The following is a 16240-nucleotide window of genomic DNA, read 5'->3' on the forward strand; positions in this document are numbered from 1 at the left end:
CGAAAACCCGCGGGAGGTGGGCTTGCATTCGACGGGCGAACTGTGCTCAGGCGTCCGGCTCCGGCGAGGAGGCCGACGTGGACATCTGCCTCCGGATCCGGAGAGCCTGCATCGCGCTCCACACCAGGCAGGCCACGGCGATTCCCTCCAGCAGCCCGGCGACCACGTCGCTGGCCCAGTGGGCGTGGAGGTAGGTGCGGCTCCACATCATGTACACGACCCAGACGACGCCGAGCGTCCAGACGTACCAGCGACGCAGCAGCAGTCCCAGCGTGACGGCGATCGTCGTCGCCACGGCGGTGTGGCCGGACGGGAAGGAGGTGTCGACGCTCTCGGCGAGCGACTCCGACGGCCGCACCCGCGCGATGATCGCGGCCATCGGGGCGCCGATCGCCGTCACGGTGACGATGGCGACCGCGAGGGTCGCGGCATCCCATCGTCGTCGTCTCCAAAGGAAGATCCCGATGATGAGGATGCCGACGACAGGGGCGCCGATGACGCCGCCGACGATGGACGGCACCCACGCGATCACCAGGCCGGTGTCGCTCAGCCAGGTGAACATCAGCTCGTCCCACCACACGTCGACGGCAAGCGGATCGTGTCCGCCCAGAGCCACTGCGAAGCGCAGCACCACGAACAGCACGGTGGCCACCACGCCGATGACCAGGACCGTGGCACGGTGCGGATCAGGGTGCGGAAGCGGCTCGTCGGGCGTGGCGGCCAGTGGCGCGCGCCCACCCGGGGATTCTTCGTTCTCGCCCACGCGACAATTGTGGACGCGGACGGGTCTCGCGCGCGCCCTCTTGCCGCGGACGGCCTCGGTGTCGTAGGGGCCCATTGACGAGCGGCACGCGCACTGCTCTGATGAGCGCATGGAGGCGATCGCCGACGTCGACTACGTGGTCGTCGGGGCGGGGGCGATGGGGATGGCGTTCACCGACGCCCTCACCGCCCATGCCGACGTGTCCGTGGCGCTGGTGGATCGCCGTCATGGCGCGGGTGGGCACTGGCTGGACGCGTACGGCTTCGTGCGCCTCCACCAGGCCTCGGCGTTCTACGGCGTCGCCTCGACGCTGCTGGGCGGTGGACGCGTCCAGCCCGACGGACCGGAGCGCGGCCTGCACGAGCGTGCCCGGGCGGCCGAGATCACCGAGTACTACGCCCGCGTGCTCGCGCGCCTCGTCGCCTCGGGCCGCGTCGCCTTCCACGGCCGCAGCGAGTACCTCGGCGATCGACGGTTCATGTCGCTCTTGAGCGGCGCGGTCTTCCATGCCCCGCGGGCCCGCGTGGTGGACGCGCGGTACCTCTCCCCCGACATCCCGCTGCTCACGCCGCCCCCCTTCACCGTCGAGGACGGTGCACGGGTCGTCCCGGTCAACGAACTGGTGCGCATCGCGGAGCCGCCCGAGCACTACGTCGTGGTGGGCGCGGGCAAGACCGCGACCGACACGTGCGTGTGGCTGCTGCAGAACGGCGTGTCACCGGATGCCATCACGTGGGTGCGACCGCGAGAACCCTGGCTGCTCAACCGCGCCGTGGTGCAGCCGGATCCGGCGATCTTCCTTCGCATGGCCGCCGACACCATGGCCGCGGCCGCGGCGGCGCGCGACATCGACGACGTGTTCCTCCGGCTCGAGGATGCCGGGATCATGCTGCGGTTCGACACCTCGGTGACCCCGACCATGGCCAAGACCCCGACGTTGGCGGAGTGGGAGCTCGACCTCGTCCGCACCATCGAGGACGTCGTCCGCCGAGGACACCTGCATGCGGTCGGCCGCGGGCGGCTCACCTTCGCCGACGGCGATGTGCGGGTGCCCGCCGAGACCCTCGTCGTGCACTGCGCCGCCCCGGGACTGAAATATCCGGGACTGACACCGATCTGGACGCCGGAGGCCATCCGGCCCCAACCGGTACGGGTGGGGTTCCCCTGCTTCGGGGCGGCCCTCACCGGCTATGTGGAGGCGACCCGCGACGACGACGACGAGAAGAACCGGGTGTGCCGTCCGTCGCCGTATTCGAACACGCCGGCCGACTGGGCGGCCATGCAGGTGATCGGCGGCGACGCGTCACTGGCCCTCACCCAGGAGGCGGACTTGCGCGAGTGGTCCAACGCCACGCCGCTCAATCCCTCTCGCGTCCCTGCGGACCGCGTCGGCGACCCGGCCGTCCTGGAGGCGCGCACGCGGCTCAAGGAGCACATCGTGGCGGCGCGGACCCGCCTGGCCGAATACGCGGCGAGCGCCTGACCGGCGCGCCGCGCGTCAGTCCCAGTCGAGGTACTCCTCGATGATGACGGCGGTCTCGATCGGGTTGGCACCCGGGAACCCGTGGTCACCCTCCACCGTCTTGATGCTCGCCCGCTCCGGCGCCGCATCCCGCAGGCGCTCGGCATGCGCCACCGGAGTGACGGCGTCCGTCGTGCCCTGGATGATGAGGACCGGCAGCGCGGGGGCCAGCTCCACGTCCTCGTCCTCGACACCGAGCAGCAGCAGTCCGTTGGAGCGGTCGGCGTGGGCCGCGACGAACTCGCGTGCGACGGTGCCGCCGAACCCGTGGCCGCCGATCCACGCGCGGTCGAGACCGATGTGGTCCAGGACGGCGACGACGTCGGCGACGCGGTCGGCGCGCGTCGGCTCGCCGTCGGCACCCGCGGACCGGTAGCCGATCCGCACGACGTGGAAGCCCGCCTCCTCGGCCAGATAGTGGCCCACCACCCCGAGGACGTCCTCCCCGCGCTCGGGGATCAGGACCAGTCCGATCGGACCGTCGCCCTCCACGACGTAGGGCACCGTGCGGCCGTCTGACTCGAAGGTCTGGATGTGGGTCATTCTCTGCGGATCCTCTCGGCGGATTACTCAGACGTTGAAGCGGAACTCGACGACGTCGCCGTCCTGCATCACGTAGTCCTTGCCCTCCAGGCGGGCCTTGCCCTTCGCACGGGCTTCGACGACCGATCCGGTCGCGACGAGGTCGTCGAACGAGATGACCTCCGCCTTGATGAAGCCCTTCTCGAAGTCGGTGTGGATGACGCCGGCGGCCTGCGGCGCCTTCCATCCCTTGCCGATGGTCCACGCCCGCGCCTCCTTGGGACCGGCCGTGAGGTAGGTCTGGAGGCCCAGGGTGTCGAAGCCGATGCGGGCGAGCTGGTCCAGTCCCGACTCGTCCTGCCCGGTCGAGGCGAGCAGTTCCGCGGCGTCGGCGGGATCGAGGTCGATCAGCTCGGACTCGATCTTCGCGTCGAGGAAGACGGCCTTGGCCGGGGCGACCAGCGCCTCGAGCGCGGCCTTGCGCGCGGCATCCGTCAGCACCGCCTCGTCGACGTTGAACACGAAGATGAACGGCTTCGCGGTGAGCAGGCCCAGCTCCTTGATCGGCGACAGGTCGATGCCCGAAGCCGACAGCAGCTCGCCGCGCTGCAGCGCTTCGCGCGCCTCGACCGCGGCGGCGAGGACGGCGGGGTCGAGCTTGCGGCCCTTGACCTCTTTCTCGTAGCGGGTGATCGCCTTCTCGAGCGTCTCGAGGTCGGCGAGCTGCAGTTCGGCGTTGATGGTCTCCATGTCGTTCTGCGGGTCGACCGCACCGTCGACGTGGACCACGTCGTCGTCGGCGAAGCCGCGAACGACCTGGGCGATCGCGTCCGCCTCGCGGATGTTCGCGAGGAACTTGTTGCCGAGCCCCTCGCCCTCGGAGGCGCCGCGCACGATGCCGGCGATGTCGACGAACGATACGGCGGCGGGGAGGATCCGCTCGGAGTGGAAGATCTCGGCCAGCGTGTCCAGACGCGGGTCGGGCAGGTTCACGACGCCGACGTTGGGCTCGATCGTCGCGAACGGGTAGTTCGCGGCGAGCACCTGGTTCTTGGTCAGTGCGTTGAAGAGGGTCGACTTGCCGACGTTCGGGAGACCGACGATTCCGATGGTGAGAGCCACGGGCATCCAGTCTAGACGGGCGGGGGCCGGCGCCTTGTCGGCGCTCTCGCGCCGCGCGATACTGTGCGCGTGGACGAGTGCTGCGCCCCGCCGCCCGCGGACGGATTCGACCGGGAGTTCGACGCGCGGTTCGCGGCCCGCCTCGCGCGACGGTACCGTCGCGAAGGCCTGACGCCCAGCGCGCACCTGATCCTCGACTTCGCAGACTCGGTCGGGCTGGACGGCGCATCCGTGCTCGAGATCGGCGGGGGCATCGGCGACATCCAGCTCGAGGCACTGAAGCGCGGGGCCGCCCGCACCACCAATGTCGAGCTGTCGTCCTCGTACGAGCCGATCGCCGCGGAGCTGCTCGACGAGGCGGGACTTCGCGACCGGGTCACCCGGGTGCTCGGCGTCGACGTCGCCCGCGCCCCGGCCGCCGTCGACGTCGCAGATATCGTGGTGCTGCATCGGGTGGTCTGCTGCTACCCCGACTACCGGCGGCTGCTCGGCGCCGCCGCGGCACGCGGCCGGCGGGCTGTCGTCTTCAGCCACCCCGGCCACACGCTCTGGACCCGGATCGCGTCGCGCTCGATCAATGCCCTGTACACGCTCACCGGGAACCCGTACCGCTCTTTCGCGCACGACCCACGGGCCATGGAGGCAGTCCTGGTCGGCCACGGCTTCGCGCCGCGGTACCACGAGCGTCGCGGGCCATGGCACGTCGTCGGCGCGGTGCGCGCATAGACCCGGTGGCGCCGCCGCGGTCGGCTGCGAGGCGCCTTCAGGGGCGGATGCCGCGATACGCGCGCGTGACGTAGGGAAGGTCGACGACCTCGGCGCCGGACGCGTCGGTGAGCCGGCGCTCGTCGAAGAGGCCGGAGACGGCGGCGAGGATCGCGGCCCGCTCCGGCTCGGACGCGGTGATGACATAGCTGCGCGAGGACACCATGTCGAGGAGCGCCGCCCGCGTGACCGTGCGCGTCCACGTCCACCTGCGCTCCTCGAGCCCGCCGAACGGCGCCGCGACTCGGGGACCCTCCCCGGAGAGCATCTCCTCGGCATGGCTGCCGTGCATCGCGGCCGTCAGGCGCGCGACCCACGGGTCGGACTCGTCGCGGATGTTCCACACCAGTCCGAGCACGCCGTCGGCGCGAAGGACACGCGCCGCCTCCGCCGAGGCCGCCTCGGGGTCGACCCAGTGCCACGCCTGGCCGAACAGCACCGCGTCGACGGAGGCGTCGGGCAGCGGCATCCGCTCGCCCGTGCCGGCGAAGGTCGGCACGCCGTGCACGTGCTCGCGCAGGGCGGCGAGCATCGCCGGATCGGGATCGATCGCGACCACGTCGGCCCCGGTCTCCACGACGGTGCGCGTGAGCTTGCCGGTGCCGGCTCCCACGTCGGCCACGCGCAGGGCGCGTTCGTGTCCGCGCAGCGGCGCGAGCATCCAGTCGACCGCCTCGCGCGGGTAGTCCGGCCGCCCCGACTCGTACGCGCCGGCGGCGGATCCGAACGACAGCGACATCTCCTCGTGGCCGGCCATGATCCGACTCTACGACCTCGCGCGGCGCGCCTCCCCGGCGACCGCGCATGCCCGGGTGAGTCTGGACCCGTGCCTCTGGACTTCACCGCGATCGATTTCGAGACGGCGAACTCCAGCAACGCGTCGGCCTGCGCGGTCGGACTGGTGCGGGTCCGCGACGGGCGCATCGTCGACTCCACCGGCTGGCTCATCCGGCCGCCCGCAGGGCATGACGTCTTCTTCGAGCTCAACGTCCGCATCCACGGGATCCAGCCCGAGCACGTCGCCGACGCCGCCACCTGGTCGCAGCAGCTCGCCGACATCGTGGCGTTCGCCGGGGACGACGTGCTCGTGGCCCACAACGCCGGCTTCGACATGGCCGTGCTGAAGCGGGCGTGCGACGCCACCGGCGACGAGTGCCCGCCCTACCGCTACGCCTGCAGCCTGCAGGTGGCGCGCAAGGTCTACCGCCTCGAGTCCTACCGGCTCCCCTTCGTCGCGGCCGAGGCCGGCTTCGCCGACTTCGCGCACCACAACGCCACGGCCGACGCCACGGCCTGCGCGCACGTCATGATCGACGCGGCGCAGCGCGTGGGCGCGACCGACATCGAGACCCTGACCGAAGCGGTCGGCGTGCGGGTGTCGCAGATCACCGTCGCCGAGGCACCGGCGATCTCCTTCGCGGTCGCGTAGACGGATGCCGCGGCACGCCGCCGCGGCCATGTCGGAGGGGTCCGGCACGCTGGTGCCATGGACGCCGTCATGATCAGTGCCGTGGTGATCGCCTGCCTGCTCGTGGGCGCTGTCGCGGGGTGGACCGCGGGACTCGCCCGCGGCGCGGCGCGCGGTGCGCGGGAACAGGCGGGCCTCGCCGCGCGCCTGGCGGCATCCGACGCGGCCCGCGAGGGTGTGCAGGCGCAGCTCGACCACCAGCAGCTGCTGTACCGCGAGCTCGCGAGCCAGGCCCGCCACGACCAGGCGGCGCGCGAGGAGCGCGAGCGTCGCGAGCAGTCGGTGCTGCGGGCTCTCGCACCGGTGCAGGAGACGCTCGCGGCCATGCACCTCAAGGTCGACGAGCTCGAGCGCGATCGGCACACGCAGTTCGGCACGCTGGCCGAGCAGCTGCGGCGCGCGCACGAGTCCGACGAGGCGCTCCGGGCGACCACGGAGTCCCTTGCGGGGGCCCTGTGCTCGGGCAGCACACGCGGGGTCTGGGGCGAGACGCAGCTGCGGCGGGTGGTCGAGGCCGCGGGCCTCACCCGCCACGTCGACTTCGACCTGCAGGCCTCGATCACGACGGATGCCGGAGCAGGCCGCCCCGACATGGTCATCCGCCTGCCCGGCGACAAGGCGATCGCCGTCGACGCCAAGGTGCCGCTCGACGCCTTCCTGGAGGCGAGCGCGATCCCCCTCACCGCCCAGGGGGCGGAGGCCGCCCGGCGGCGGACCCTGCTCGACAAGCACGTGAAGGCGGTGCGGGCCCACGTCGATGCCCTCGCGCGCAAGACGTACTGGGCCGGCCTGTCGTCGAGCCCCGAGTTCGTGGTCTGCTTCGTGCCGAGCGAGTCGCTCCTGGCGGCCGCGCTGGAGGAGGACCCCTCACTGCTCGACTACGCGTTCGGGAAGCGCGTGGCGCTGGCGTCGCCGGTCAACCTCTGGGCGGTGCTCAAGACCGTCGCCTACACGTGGACCCAGCAGGACGTGTCCCAGGAGGCCCGCACGCTGTTCGACCTCGGCAACCAGCTGTACGAGCGGCTCGGCTCCCTCGCGTCCCACGCCGACGACCTGCGGCGTGCCATCGAGCGCACGGTCGACAGCTACAACCGGTTCGCCGGATCGCTCGAGACGCGGGTGCTGGTGAGCGCCCGCAAGTTCCCCGGCATCGACGCCACGAAACTCGACGCGGTGAGTGAGCCGATCGCGATCGAGAAGAGCCCCCGACGACTGACGGCACCAGAACTGCTGGACGGGACTCTCGACGCTCCGGCCGCGGTCGCGGAGCTCGGCGACGTCAGGACCAGGATCGCGTCGCCGGGCGACTGAGCGGGGCGGGGTCAGTGCCCGCCGGGCACGAAGCTCAGCAGCACGATCACCGCGGCCGAGACGCCGACGAAGGCGCCGATCATCCACCAGGCGCTGGGTTCGTGGCCCTCGGCGCGGCGGACGCGCAGCAGCACGTCCGGCCGACGAGCGGGATCGATCGCGTTGGCGACCACCGCCTGCGCGCCCGTCTGGGGCGACGACGATTCACCGGTCTGCTGCGTGGCCATCGTCCACTCCTCGCTCGGGAACACTGTCGCGTCCCCGTCGACACCGGTATCGATTCTGCCAGAGATCGATGCCGAGGGCCGTCACGAAACAGTCACGGCAGTCTCACGTGTCGCGTTGCGGGAGGACCGTCCGGGAGGCGTCGGCTGCGGCTCCTTCCGCGCGAACCCGCTTCCCTGCGACACCGGCTCCGTGCCGGTGGCCGTCAGAGCCACTTCGAGACGAGGTGCTCCGAAGAGATCCGTCGCAGCGTTCCGGAGGCGCCGCGCAGCACCACGCTCTCGGTGTAGACGTAGCCGCCCTCGCGGCGCACACCGGCGACCAGCGCGCCGTCGGTCACGCCTGTCGCCACGAAGATCGTGTTGTTGCCCTTCACGAGGTCGTCCGCCTCGTAGACGAAGCCGTCGAGCTGGAGGCCGGCGTCGATCCCACGCTGCTTCTCATCGTCGTCGCGCGGCCAGAGGCGCCCCTGGATATGACCGCCCAGAGCCTTGATGGCACAGGCCGTCACGATGCCCTCCGGACTGCCGCCGACGCCGACGCACATGTCGGTGCGGGCGTTGTGACGCGCGGCGTTGATGCCGCCGGCGACGTCACCGTCGCTCATGAGCCGCGTCCCCGCGCCCGCCTCGCGGATCTCCTCGATCAGCCGCTCGTGCCGCGGCCGGTGCAGCACCGAGACCACCAGCTCGTCGACGGGCTTGTCGAGCGCCTTGGCAAGGCGGCGGATGTTCTCGCCGATGGGCAGACGGATGTCGACCACGCCGACGCCGGCGGGCCCGGTGACGAGCTTGTCCATGTAGAACACGCTCGACGCGTCGAGCATCGTGCCGTGGTCCGAGACGGCGATGACAGAGAGGGCGTTGTTGCGTCCGGCGGCCGTGAGCGACGTGCCGTCGATCGGGTCGACCGCGACATCCGCCCGCGGGCCGCGCCCGTTGCCGACCCGCTCGCCGTTGTAGAGCATGGGCGCTTCATCCTTCTCGCCCTCGCCGATGACGATCGTGCCGTCGAAGTTCACCGTCGTGAAGAAGGCCCGCATGGCGTCGACGGCCGCACCGTCGGCCGCCTCCTTGGCACCGCGCCCGATGAACGGGACCGCGCGGATCGCCGCCGCCTCCGTCGCGCGCACGAGCTCCAGCGCGAGATTCCGGTCGGGGTGGAGGGGACTCATATCCGCGGTCAGGCTCACCATGCGGTCAGCCTAGCCATCCTCCCGTTCTCGTCGGCGGAATTTCACGCGCGCGAGCGTGAAGGAATCGCATTTCTTTCACCCGCGGCAGGGACGGGGTTTTCCCCGGCTGCACGGCGGGAGGCGGCATCCGATCGCGTCGGCGCCGCTTGGGTAGAGTTTGCGGTGACGCCCGCATCGATCACAGCCTTGAGCCCAAGGCAGACAGAGGAGCACTCATGCCCGTCGCCACCCCGGAGCAGTACGCCGACATGCTGGACCGCGCGAAGGCCGGCGGCTTCGCGTATCCCGCCATCAACGTCGCGAGCTCCCAGTCGATCAACGCCGTGCTGCAGGGCCTCACCGAGGCAGGCTCCGACGGCATCATCCAGGTCACGACCGGCGGCGCCGACTACTTCGCCGGCCACACCGTCAAGGCCCGCGCCGCCGGCGCGCTCGCGTTCGCGAAGTTCGCCACCGAGGTGGCCAAGAGCTACCCGATCACGGTCGCCCTCCACACCGACCACTGCCCGAAGCCGGCGCTCGCCGACTTCGTGCTCCCGCTCATCGAGGCCTCCGAGGAGGAGGTCAAGGCCGGTCGCAACCCGATCTTCCAGTCCCACATGTGGGACGGCTCGGCCGTGCCGCTCGACGAGAACATCGAGATCGCGAAGGACCTCCTCCCCCGCCTGAAGAACATCAACGCCATCCTCGAGGTCGAGATCGGCGTCGTCGGCGGCGAAGAGGACGGCGTGCAGCACGAGGGGTCGAACGAGGCGCTCTACACGACCGTCGCCGATGTGACGAAGGCCGTCGAGGCGCTCGGCCTCGGCGAGAACGGCCGCTACATCTCGGCGCTCACCTTCGGCAACGTGCACGGCGTCTACAAGCCGGGCAACGTCAAGCTGCGCCCCGAGCTCCTCGGTGAGATCCAGGAGGGCATCGCCGCGAAGTTCGGCACCGGCCCCAAGCCGCTCGACCTGGTCTTCCACGGCGGCAGCGGCTCGACCGACGCCGAGATCGCGGAGGCGGTCGCGAACGGCGTCGTGAAGATGAACATCGACACCGACACCCAGTACGCGTTCACGCGCTCGGTCGCCGGCTTCATGTTCCAGAACTACGACGGCGTCCTGAAGGTCGACGGCGAGGTCGGCAACAAGAAGGCCTACGATCCGCGTGCGTGGGGCAAGATCGCCGAGTCGGCGATGGCTGCCCGCGTCGTCGAGGCCACGCAGCAGCTCGGCTCGCACGGCAAGAGCCTCGCCGCGTAAGCACGAGGAACGGCATCGGATGCCGCGACCCGCGCCTCGCGAGAGGCACCGGGTCGCGGCATCCGTCGTCTGGGGGCCTATTCGGGGTCGATGTAGATGTCGAGAACGCCGGGCGCGTCGTCCGGACGGTGCACGACGACGATCTCGTCGCCCGCTCGCACGAGTCCCCCGCGCACGACGCGCAGGTAGGGGCCCAGGCGACGCTCGCGCGAGAACCTCTTCACCCAGCCGCGCGCGTCCGCGCCGCCGACCCAGCGCGCGAAAGTCTGGCACGGGGTTCGCGGCATCGTCACCTCGACGTCGACCCGCTCGCCGATGCGCCACCGCTCGCCGATGCGCGCGGCGTTGACGTCGAGCCCCTCGACGCGGAGGTTCTCGCCGAACCAGCCGGGCTGCAGCTCGCGACCGAGCTCGGACTCCCAGAAGGCGGCATCCTCCTGCGCGTAGGCGTACAGCGCCTTGTCCAGTCCGCCGTGATGCTTGCGATCGGCCTGAACGTCGGCGCGTACCCCGTAGCGCCCGATGCGCACCGCACCTTCCAGCGGACCCTTGTCGATCGCGGTCACGCCGTTGTAGCCGGCGTCCGGGCGCAGCTGACGGACGGCGCAGACGGCGAGGAGACGAGGCATCCGCTCATCCTATGACGCGCGATCACGCGGTGCGGCGGGTGCGCACGCCGCGCCTCATCGTCCGATCGGCGCCCCTCGCAGCAGCACCCGGTCGCCCGACGGCGAGCGCACCTCGATGGCCGCGATCTCATCGGGATCCAAGGCGGTGCCGGCGTCGAGCCGCGCCGTGGTGCCGGGCGCCGCGCGCCACGACGACAGCTCGCTCGCCGTGCCGTCCGCGGCGATCACGACCAGCACGTACGGCCACTCACGGTCCGGCGCGCCGGCATCGTCGCTCGCGGCGTAGCGGCATTCCATCGCGATCCGGGTGCCCCACGAGACCGGCGTCAGCTCGACGGTGGCGGTGAGCGGGACGCCGGCGACCGGCTCGAGCGCGACCACCTCGCCGGCTCGGGACGGCGGCGCGAGGTTCATGGTGACGCCGAACCCGACGACCAGCGCGAGCGCGGCGGCCGCCGCGATGCCGGCCGCCCAGGTCACCACGCGACGACGGCGCGCGTCCGCTGCCGCGCGGGCCACCAGGCGGGCGCGTGCGGCCGGGTCGGGGCCGGTCTCGGGATCGGGCGCCAAGAGCGAATCCGCCCGCTCGGCAGGAACGCGCGCGAGAAGGCCGAGGGTGGGCGCGAGGTCGCCGATGGCGGCGCGGCACAGCGGGCACTCGTCCAGATGCGCCTCGTACTCCAGCCGGTCGACCGAGCTCAGCGCCCGCACGACGTACGCGGCGTCCCACTCGGCGTAGCGGACGTGGTCGGGAGTCATCGGGTCACTCCCCTCTCCTGCAGGGCGAGCCGCAGCGCACGCAGACCGTAGTGGAGCCGCGACTTCACCGTGCCCTCCGGGATGTCCAGGGCGTCAGCCATCTCGGCGACCGACAGCCCGCGATAGTAGGCGTGGATGACGACGGATCGGTGCTCGACGGTGAGCGCGGCGAGCGCCTCTTCCACGAGGATCGCCTCGAAGAGCGCGTCCGTCGCATCGGGCACGCTGCGCTCGGGCACCTCGGCGACGCCGATCTCGCGCCGCCGCCGCGCGCTGCGCACCTCGTCGATCACGAGGTGACGGGCGACCGTGAACATCCAGGAGCGCGTGGTCGACGGATCCTGTTCGAGGATGCGGGGGGTCCGCCAGGCGCGCAGCAGCGTCTCCTGCACGACATCGTCGGCGCCGGCCCGATCGCCGGTCAGGTGCACCACGTAGCGCCACACCGGCGCCGCATGCGCGTCGTAGAGGGCGGCGAGCCGGACGGCGTCGCGGCTCTCGGCCGTGTCACGGCGTTCCACGCTGTCGTGCGGCATCCGTCACCTCCCGCAAGGGACACGAGACGCGGCCCCCGCGGGTTCAGCAGCAACCGCGGTCCGACCGCTTCGTCACCCCGAGTATGGCGGCGGCTGCGACGTCCGCGGTGGTCCTTGCGGCGCGGCGGGTCCGACGCTAGGGCCGGACCGTCAGCCGAGGCCAGGACCGCTGTCGACGAGCGCCTGCCAGATGGCGGGGTCGCCGAGGAGAGGCGCGGCCATCAGTGCGCCCGCGACGAAGGTGACCACGATGCCCGCCGTCAGCGGGATCCACCACGTGAGACGGCCACGGCGGAGGCTCCACACCGACAGGGCGGCGGTGATCGCCCAGCCGATCACGAGCACGAGCGCGGCGGCGATCGCCCATCCGCGCGCGCCGGCCGGGTCGGAGAGCTCGGCGTCCACGCCGAGCATGCCCAGCATCATGTCGGCATACGCCGAGTAGTCGAGGAACGCCGGCACGGACGTCACGACGTTGATGAGGCCGTAGGCCAGCAGCGCGATGGTCACGATCCGGTCCACGGGCCGGCGGCGCGGTTCCGGCGGCACGGGAGCGACGTGCCCGGGTGCGGGCGCGGGGTCGGGCAGATCCGTCATGACCGGCCCCGCGGTCTCGAGCTGCCACGGCGCCGGCTGCTGTATGCGCGCGCGCTGCTCCTCGGGCGTCGCGTACTCGCCGTACTGCGGGCGCGGTCGCCCGGAGTCCGCGGGCCGGGACGCCGGCTCGGGCGACGCGGAGTCGCTCATGCGCGCGCCCGGCCGCCGAGTGCGCGATCGTCGCGCTTGCCGGCGGAATCCTGCCGCAGCTCCTTGGGGAGGGAGAACAGCAGGTCCTCCTCGGCGGTGCGCACCTCCTGCACGTCGCGGTAGCCCGCGGCGGCGAGGTCGTCGAGCACCTGCTGCACGAGCACCTCGGGCACGGACGCGCCGCTGGTGACGCCGACCGTCTCGACGCCCTCGAGCCACGCCTGCTCGACCTCGTCGGCGTAGTCGACGCGGTACGCGGCCTTGGCCCCGTACTCCAGAGCCACCTCGACCAGGCGCACGCTGTTCGACGAGTTCGCCGACCCGACGACGATCACGAGGTCGGCGTCCTTGGCGACCTTCTTGATGGCGACCTGGCGGTTCTGGGTGGCGTAGCAGATGTCGTCCGACGGCGGGTCCTGCAGCTGCGGGAAGCGGGCGCGCAGCCGCCGCACCGTCTCCATCGTCTCGTCCACCGACAGCGTGGTCTGCGACAGCCACACGACCTTCGACGGGTCGCGTACCTCGATCGTGTCGGCCTCGTCGGGCGAGTTCACGATCGTGACGTGGTCGGGCGCCTCGCCCGCGGTGCCCTCGACCTCCTCATGGCCGACGTGGCCGATGAGGAGGATCTCGTAGTCGTCGCGTGCGAACCGGACGGCCTCGCGGTGCACCTTGGTCACGAGCGGGCAGGTCGCGTCGATGGCGCGAAGACCGCGATCGGATGCCGCGTTCACGACCGCCGGCGAGACCCCGTGCGCGCTGAACACGACGTGCGCGCCCTCGGGGACCTCGTCGACCTCCTCGACGAAGATCGCGCCCTTCTTCTCGAGCTCGGTCACGACGTGGATGTTGTGGACGATCTGCTTGCGCACGTACACCGGCGCGCCGAAGCGATCGAGCGCCTTCTCGACCGCGATGACGGCGCGGTCCACGCCCGCGCAGTAGCCGCGCGGCGCGGCCAGGAGCACCCGCTTCTGTCCGGTGCCGGCGATATCCTGGAGCGGTTCGCGCCGCCGCGGGACGCGCGGGACGGGCATGGCCACAGGGGCCTGACTCGGACGGGTCTGCCCCACGGTGCTGATGCTCACCCGTCGATTCTACGGGCGGCCTCCTGAGCGGAGCCTCGGCGCGACCCGCCCGCAGCGACGGCCGGTCCGGCCGCGCACGAGAGGAACGCATGACGACCTTCCAGCCCGCCGTCGTCCCCGGCGAGGCGCCGCCCCCCGACTCGGTGCGGCCTCGCGACTCGACCGCGCAGGCGCCGACGTCGGTGGCCCGGCTCAACGACACGATCCGCGGCTTCGTGCAGACGTGGGGCTCGGTGTGGGTCGAGGGCGAGATCACCGGCTGGAACCAGCGCGGCGGCAACGTGTTCGGCCGCCTGAAAGACCTCGTCACCGACGCGACGGTCTCGTTCCGCATCTGGTCCTCCACGCGCGACCGGCTTCCCGGCGACCTCAAGGTCGGCGACCACGTGATCGCCTGCGTCAAGGCGGACTACTTCCCCAAGAACGGCGACTTCAGCTTCGGCGTCTCGGCGATGCGCCACGTCGGCCTCGGCGACCAGCTCGAGCGCCTCGAACGGCTGCGCGCACAGCTGCGCGCCGAGGGACTGTTCGACCCCGCGCGCAAGAAGCCGATCCCGTTCCTGCCGCACGTCATCGGTCTGATCACCGGTGAGAACTCGGATGCCGAGAAGGACGTCCACCGCAACGCCGAGCTGCGCTGGCCACAGGTGAGCTTCCGCACGAAGTACGCCGCCGTCCAGGGCGACCGCTGCGTGCCCGAGACGATCGCGGCGCTGAAGGCGCTGGATGCCGCGCCCGACGTCGACGTCATCGTCATCGCGCGCGGCGGCGGCGACCCGCAGACACTTCTCGGCTTCAGCGACGAGCGACTGCTGCGAGCGGTGGCCGCGGCATCCACCCCCGTCGTGAGCGCCATCGGCCACGAGAACGACCATCCGCTGCTGGACGACGTGGCCGACCTCCGCGCGTCCACGCCGACCGACGCCGCCAAGCGGCTGGTGCCCGATGTGGCCGAGCAGCGCGCGCTCGTGGCGCAGCTGCGGGCGCGGCTCACCTCGCGCCTCACGCAGCGCGTCACGCACGACATCGCACAGCTGGAGCAGCTGCGCTCGCGGCCGGTGCTGCGCGCGCCGGAGTCGCTCGTCGACAGCCGATCGCACGAGATCGAGCTGCTCGCGGCGCGCGGCAGGGACCGCATCGACCGCAGTCTGCAGACCCACGAGCGGCGCACCGCCGAGCTGCGTGCGACCCTGCGCGCCCTCTCCCCGGCCTCGACGCTCGCCCGCGGCTACGCCATCGCGCACCTGGCCGACGGCGTGATCGTGCGCGACGCGGCGCAGGCCCCGGCATCCACTCCCGTCGTCGTCACCGTCGGCCGTGGGTCGTTCGCCGCCCGCTCCGACGGCGAGATCGCCGAAGGCTCCGGCGCGAGCGCGGACGAGGGCGTCCCCGCGCCGAACTAGACTGGGGGGCATGACCGAGTCGAGCGGCGCCCCCACCGACGTCTCGACCCTCTCGTTCGAGCAGGCGCGCGATGAGCTCGTGCGCGTCGTCGCCGAACTCGAGCAGGGCGCCCCGACGCTCGAGCACTCTCTCGCCCTGTGGGAGCGCGGCGAAGCGCTCGCCGCCCGGTGCGAGGAGTGGCTGCTCGGCGCGAAGCGCCGGCTGGACGCGGCGCGCGCTTCGGCCGACCGGCCGGAGGGCGCACGCCCCGCCGAGCCCGGGGTGGTGTGATGGCCCGCGCGCCCCGCATCGTCGCCGAGCTCGGCCGCCCGGAGACGCCCGAAGAGACGGCCGCCCGCAAGGCGGAGTCGTCGCGGGTCCACCGCTCGAGCCAGAACGTGCGCAACCTCGTGGCGGCGCTGCTGGTGATCCTCGCGGTCGTCGCGGTCATCGTCTTCGCCGTGCCCCGCGGCGCGCCCCCGGAGCGCGAGGCCATCGACGTCGCGGCCGTGGCCGAACGCATCGCCGCGGCCGAGGACCGCGTCGTGATCGCGCCGGAGATGTCGGACGCGTGGGTGATCAACCGCGCCGAGATCGACGGCGTCGGCTCGGTCCGCACCTTCAGCGTGGTGTACGCACCGGCCGGCGAGGACGAGCGCGGCTTCCTGCGCGTCGCGCAGGGCTTCGACGCCGACGAATCGTGGCCCGCTCGCGTCCTCTCGGGCGCCGCCCCCGAAGACACCGTCGAGATCGACGGCATCACGTGGGATCGCTACACCCTCGATCCGGGCCGCACCGGCAACATCTCGGTCGCGCTGGCGACGGATGCCGGAGCCGACACCGTGCTCATCTACGGCGCCGCCGACGCCGAGGCCCTGGAAGAGACCGCACGTTCCGTGACCGATCAGATCAGCGCACTGCGCGAGGAGGCCGAGTGACCGATCAGCCCACCCCCGTG

19 protein-coding genes are annotated in these 16240 nt (G+C 71.9%); 8 read left to right on the forward strand and 11 right to left on the reverse strand.

The window, feature by feature from the left end:
• Positions 1 to 46: 46 nt before the first annotated feature.
• A complete protein-coding gene (locus tag R8Z57_RS00205; RefSeq protein WP_318351752.1) occupies positions 47 to 763 on the reverse strand; it encodes a phosphatase PAP2 family protein in 717 nt (238 codons plus the stop codon).
• A gap of 109 nt (positions 764 to 872) precedes the next feature.
• On the opposite strand from R8Z57_RS00205, the gene R8Z57_RS00210 reads away from it, so the two are divergent.
• Positions 873 to 2246 (forward strand): NAD(P)-binding protein, encoded by a 1374-nt coding sequence (locus R8Z57_RS00210; RefSeq protein ID WP_318351753.1) that lies wholly within the window; start codon positions 873 to 875, stop codon positions 2244 to 2246.
• Between the two features lie 15 nt (positions 2247 to 2261).
• Here the strand turns inward: R8Z57_RS00210 and R8Z57_RS00215 are convergent, their stop codons facing one another.
• Positions 2262 to 2828: an alpha/beta fold hydrolase gene (locus tag R8Z57_RS00215; protein WP_318351754.1), complete on the reverse strand. Its 567-nt coding sequence runs from the start codon at positions 2826 to 2828 to the stop codon at positions 2262 to 2264.
• Between the two features lie 27 nt (positions 2829 to 2855).
• On the reverse strand, positions 2856 to 3929 hold the full coding sequence (ychF, locus tag R8Z57_RS00220; protein ID WP_318351755.1) for a redox-regulated ATPase YchF: 1074 nt from the start codon (positions 3927 to 3929) through the stop codon (positions 2856 to 2858).
• A gap of 69 nt (positions 3930 to 3998) precedes the next feature.
• Between ychF and R8Z57_RS00225 the strand changes: the two genes are divergently transcribed.
• A complete protein-coding gene (locus tag R8Z57_RS00225; RefSeq protein WP_318351756.1) occupies positions 3999 to 4655 on the forward strand; it encodes a methyltransferase domain-containing protein in 657 nt (218 codons plus the stop codon).
• A gap of 37 nt (positions 4656 to 4692) precedes the next feature.
• Here the strand turns inward: R8Z57_RS00225 and R8Z57_RS00230 are convergent, their stop codons facing one another.
• A complete protein-coding gene (locus R8Z57_RS00230) occupies positions 4693 to 5451 on the reverse strand; it encodes a class I SAM-dependent methyltransferase (protein ID WP_318351757.1) in 759 nt (252 codons plus the stop codon).
• A gap of 69 nt (positions 5452 to 5520) precedes the next feature.
• Here R8Z57_RS00230 and R8Z57_RS00235 point away from each other — a divergent pair, with 69 nt between their 5' ends.
• Positions 5521 to 6123 (forward strand): 3'-5' exonuclease, encoded by a 603-nt coding sequence (locus tag R8Z57_RS00235; protein ID WP_318351758.1) that lies wholly within the window; start codon positions 5521 to 5523, stop codon positions 6121 to 6123.
• 57 nt (positions 6124 to 6180) lie between these two features.
• Positions 6181 to 7473, forward strand: coding sequence for a DNA recombination protein RmuC (locus tag R8Z57_RS00240; protein ID WP_318351759.1), 1293 nt, complete (start codon positions 6181 to 6183; stop codon positions 7471 to 7473).
• A gap of 11 nt (positions 7474 to 7484) precedes the next feature.
• On the opposite strand, the gene R8Z57_RS00245 is transcribed toward R8Z57_RS00240, so the two are convergent.
• Positions 7485 to 7700 (reverse strand): UDP-N-acetylmuramyl pentapeptide phosphotransferase, encoded by a 216-nt coding sequence (locus R8Z57_RS00245; protein ID WP_318351760.1) that lies wholly within the window; start codon positions 7698 to 7700, stop codon positions 7485 to 7487.
• A gap of 203 nt (positions 7701 to 7903) precedes the next feature.
• On the reverse strand, positions 7904 to 8893 hold the full coding sequence (gene glpX, locus R8Z57_RS00250; RefSeq protein ID WP_318351761.1) for a class II fructose-bisphosphatase: 990 nt from the start codon (positions 8891 to 8893) through the stop codon (positions 7904 to 7906).
• Between the two features lie 215 nt (positions 8894 to 9108).
• On the opposite strand from glpX, the gene fbaA reads away from it, so the two are divergent.
• A complete protein-coding gene (gene fbaA / locus R8Z57_RS00255; protein WP_318351762.1) occupies positions 9109 to 10140 on the forward strand; it encodes a class II fructose-bisphosphate aldolase in 1032 nt (343 codons plus the stop codon).
• A gap of 77 nt (positions 10141 to 10217) precedes the next feature.
• On the opposite strand, the gene R8Z57_RS00260 is transcribed toward fbaA, so the two are convergent.
• The 5 genes from R8Z57_RS00260 to R8Z57_RS00280 form a co-directional block, all read right to left on the reverse strand.
• Positions 10218 to 10769 (reverse strand): MOSC domain-containing protein, encoded by a 552-nt coding sequence (locus R8Z57_RS00260; RefSeq protein ID WP_318351763.1) that lies wholly within the window; start codon positions 10767 to 10769, stop codon positions 10218 to 10220.
• Between the two features lie 54 nt (positions 10770 to 10823).
• Positions 10824 to 11528, reverse strand: a complete 705-nt coding sequence (locus tag R8Z57_RS00265; RefSeq protein WP_318351764.1) for a zf-HC2 domain-containing protein — start codon at positions 11526 to 11528, stop codon at positions 10824 to 10826.
• Positions 11525 to 12064, reverse strand: a complete 540-nt coding sequence (locus tag R8Z57_RS00270) for a sigma-70 family RNA polymerase sigma factor (RefSeq protein WP_318351765.1) — start codon at positions 12062 to 12064, stop codon at positions 11525 to 11527. The genes R8Z57_RS00265 and R8Z57_RS00270 overlap by 4 nt, the downstream gene beginning before the upstream one ends.
• Before the next feature lie 150 nt (positions 12065 to 12214).
• Complete coding sequence (locus R8Z57_RS00275; protein WP_318351766.1) at positions 12215 to 12811, reverse strand: DUF6264 family protein; 597 nt, start codon at positions 12809 to 12811, stop codon at positions 12215 to 12217.
• A complete protein-coding gene (locus R8Z57_RS00280) occupies positions 12808 to 13848 on the reverse strand; it encodes a 4-hydroxy-3-methylbut-2-enyl diphosphate reductase (protein WP_318352690.1) in 1041 nt (346 codons plus the stop codon). The genes R8Z57_RS00275 and R8Z57_RS00280 overlap by 4 nt, the downstream gene beginning before the upstream one ends.
• Positions 13849 to 13988: 140 nt before the next feature.
• Between R8Z57_RS00280 and xseA the strand changes: the two genes are divergently transcribed.
• The 3 genes from xseA to R8Z57_RS00295 are packed head-to-tail and all read left to right on the forward strand — an operon-like array spanning position 13989 to position 16220.
• A complete protein-coding gene (gene xseA, locus R8Z57_RS00285; protein WP_318351767.1) occupies positions 13989 to 15302 on the forward strand; it encodes an exodeoxyribonuclease VII large subunit in 1314 nt (437 codons plus the stop codon).
• A 10-nt stretch (positions 15303 to 15312) separates the two neighbouring features.
• The gene (locus tag R8Z57_RS00290) at positions 15313 to 15573 is read left to right on the forward strand and encodes an exodeoxyribonuclease VII small subunit (protein ID WP_318351768.1); all 261 of its coding nucleotides are present in this window, start codon (positions 15313 to 15315) and stop codon (positions 15571 to 15573) included.
• Positions 15573 to 16220 (forward strand): DUF4245 family protein, encoded by a 648-nt coding sequence (locus tag R8Z57_RS00295; protein ID WP_318351769.1) that lies wholly within the window; start codon positions 15573 to 15575, stop codon positions 16218 to 16220. The genes R8Z57_RS00290 and R8Z57_RS00295 overlap by 1 nt, the downstream gene beginning before the upstream one ends.
• Positions 16221 to 16240 lie beyond the last annotated feature (20 nt).

It is taken from the genome of Microbacterium sp. M3 (assembly GCF_033548675.1).
In the GTDB taxonomy this organism is placed as follows: domain Bacteria; phylum Actinomycetota; class Actinomycetes; order Actinomycetales; family Microbacteriaceae; genus Microbacterium; species Microbacterium arthrosphaerae.

Excerpts from the sequence above, each read along its gene's own strand:
- R8Z57_RS00210 (WP_318351753.1), top strand. The coding sequence starts at position 873 with ATGGAGGCGATCGCCGACGTCGACTACGTGGTCGTCGGGGCGGGGGCG.
- R8Z57_RS00215 (WP_318351754.1), bottom strand. The coding sequence starts at position 2,828 with ATGACCCACATCCAGACCTTCGAGTCAGACGGCCGCACGGTGCCCTAC.
- R8Z57_RS00230 (WP_318351757.1), bottom strand. The coding sequence starts at position 5,451 with ATGGCCGGCCACGAGGAGATGTCGCTGTCGTTCGGATCCGCCGCCGGC.
- R8Z57_RS00240 (WP_318351759.1), top strand. The coding sequence starts at position 6,181 with ATGGACGCCGTCATGATCAGTGCCGTGGTGATCGCCTGCCTGCTCGTG.
- R8Z57_RS00245 (WP_318351760.1), bottom strand. The coding sequence starts at position 7,700 with ATGGCCACGCAGCAGACCGGTGAATCGTCGTCGCCCCAGACGGGCGCG.
- glpX (WP_318351761.1), bottom strand. The coding sequence starts at position 8,893 with ATGGTGAGCCTGACCGCGGATATGAGTCCCCTCCACCCCGACCGGAAT.
- fbaA (WP_318351762.1), top strand. The coding sequence starts at position 9,109 with ATGCCCGTCGCCACCCCGGAGCAGTACGCCGACATGCTGGACCGCGCG.
- R8Z57_RS00260 (WP_318351763.1), bottom strand. The coding sequence starts at position 10,769 with ATGCCTCGTCTCCTCGCCGTCTGCGCCGTCCGTCAGCTGCGCCCGGAC.
- R8Z57_RS00265 (WP_318351764.1), bottom strand. The coding sequence starts at position 11,528 with ATGACTCCCGACCACGTCCGCTACGCCGAGTGGGACGCCGCGTACGTC.
- R8Z57_RS00270 (WP_318351765.1), bottom strand. The coding sequence starts at position 12,064 with ATGCCGCACGACAGCGTGGAACGCCGTGACACGGCCGAGAGCCGCGAC.
- R8Z57_RS00275 (WP_318351766.1), bottom strand. The coding sequence starts at position 12,811 with ATGAGCGACTCCGCGTCGCCCGAGCCGGCGTCCCGGCCCGCGGACTCC.
- R8Z57_RS00280 (WP_318352690.1), bottom strand. The coding sequence starts at position 13,848 with ATGCCCGTCCCGCGCGTCCCGCGGCGGCGCGAACCGCTCCAGGATATC.
- xseA (WP_318351767.1), top strand. The coding sequence starts at position 13,989 with ATGACGACCTTCCAGCCCGCCGTCGTCCCCGGCGAGGCGCCGCCCCCC.
- R8Z57_RS00290 (WP_318351768.1), top strand. The coding sequence starts at position 15,313 with ATGACCGAGTCGAGCGGCGCCCCCACCGACGTCTCGACCCTCTCGTTC.
- R8Z57_RS00295 (WP_318351769.1), top strand. The coding sequence starts at position 15,573 with ATGGCCCGCGCGCCCCGCATCGTCGCCGAGCTCGGCCGCCCGGAGACG.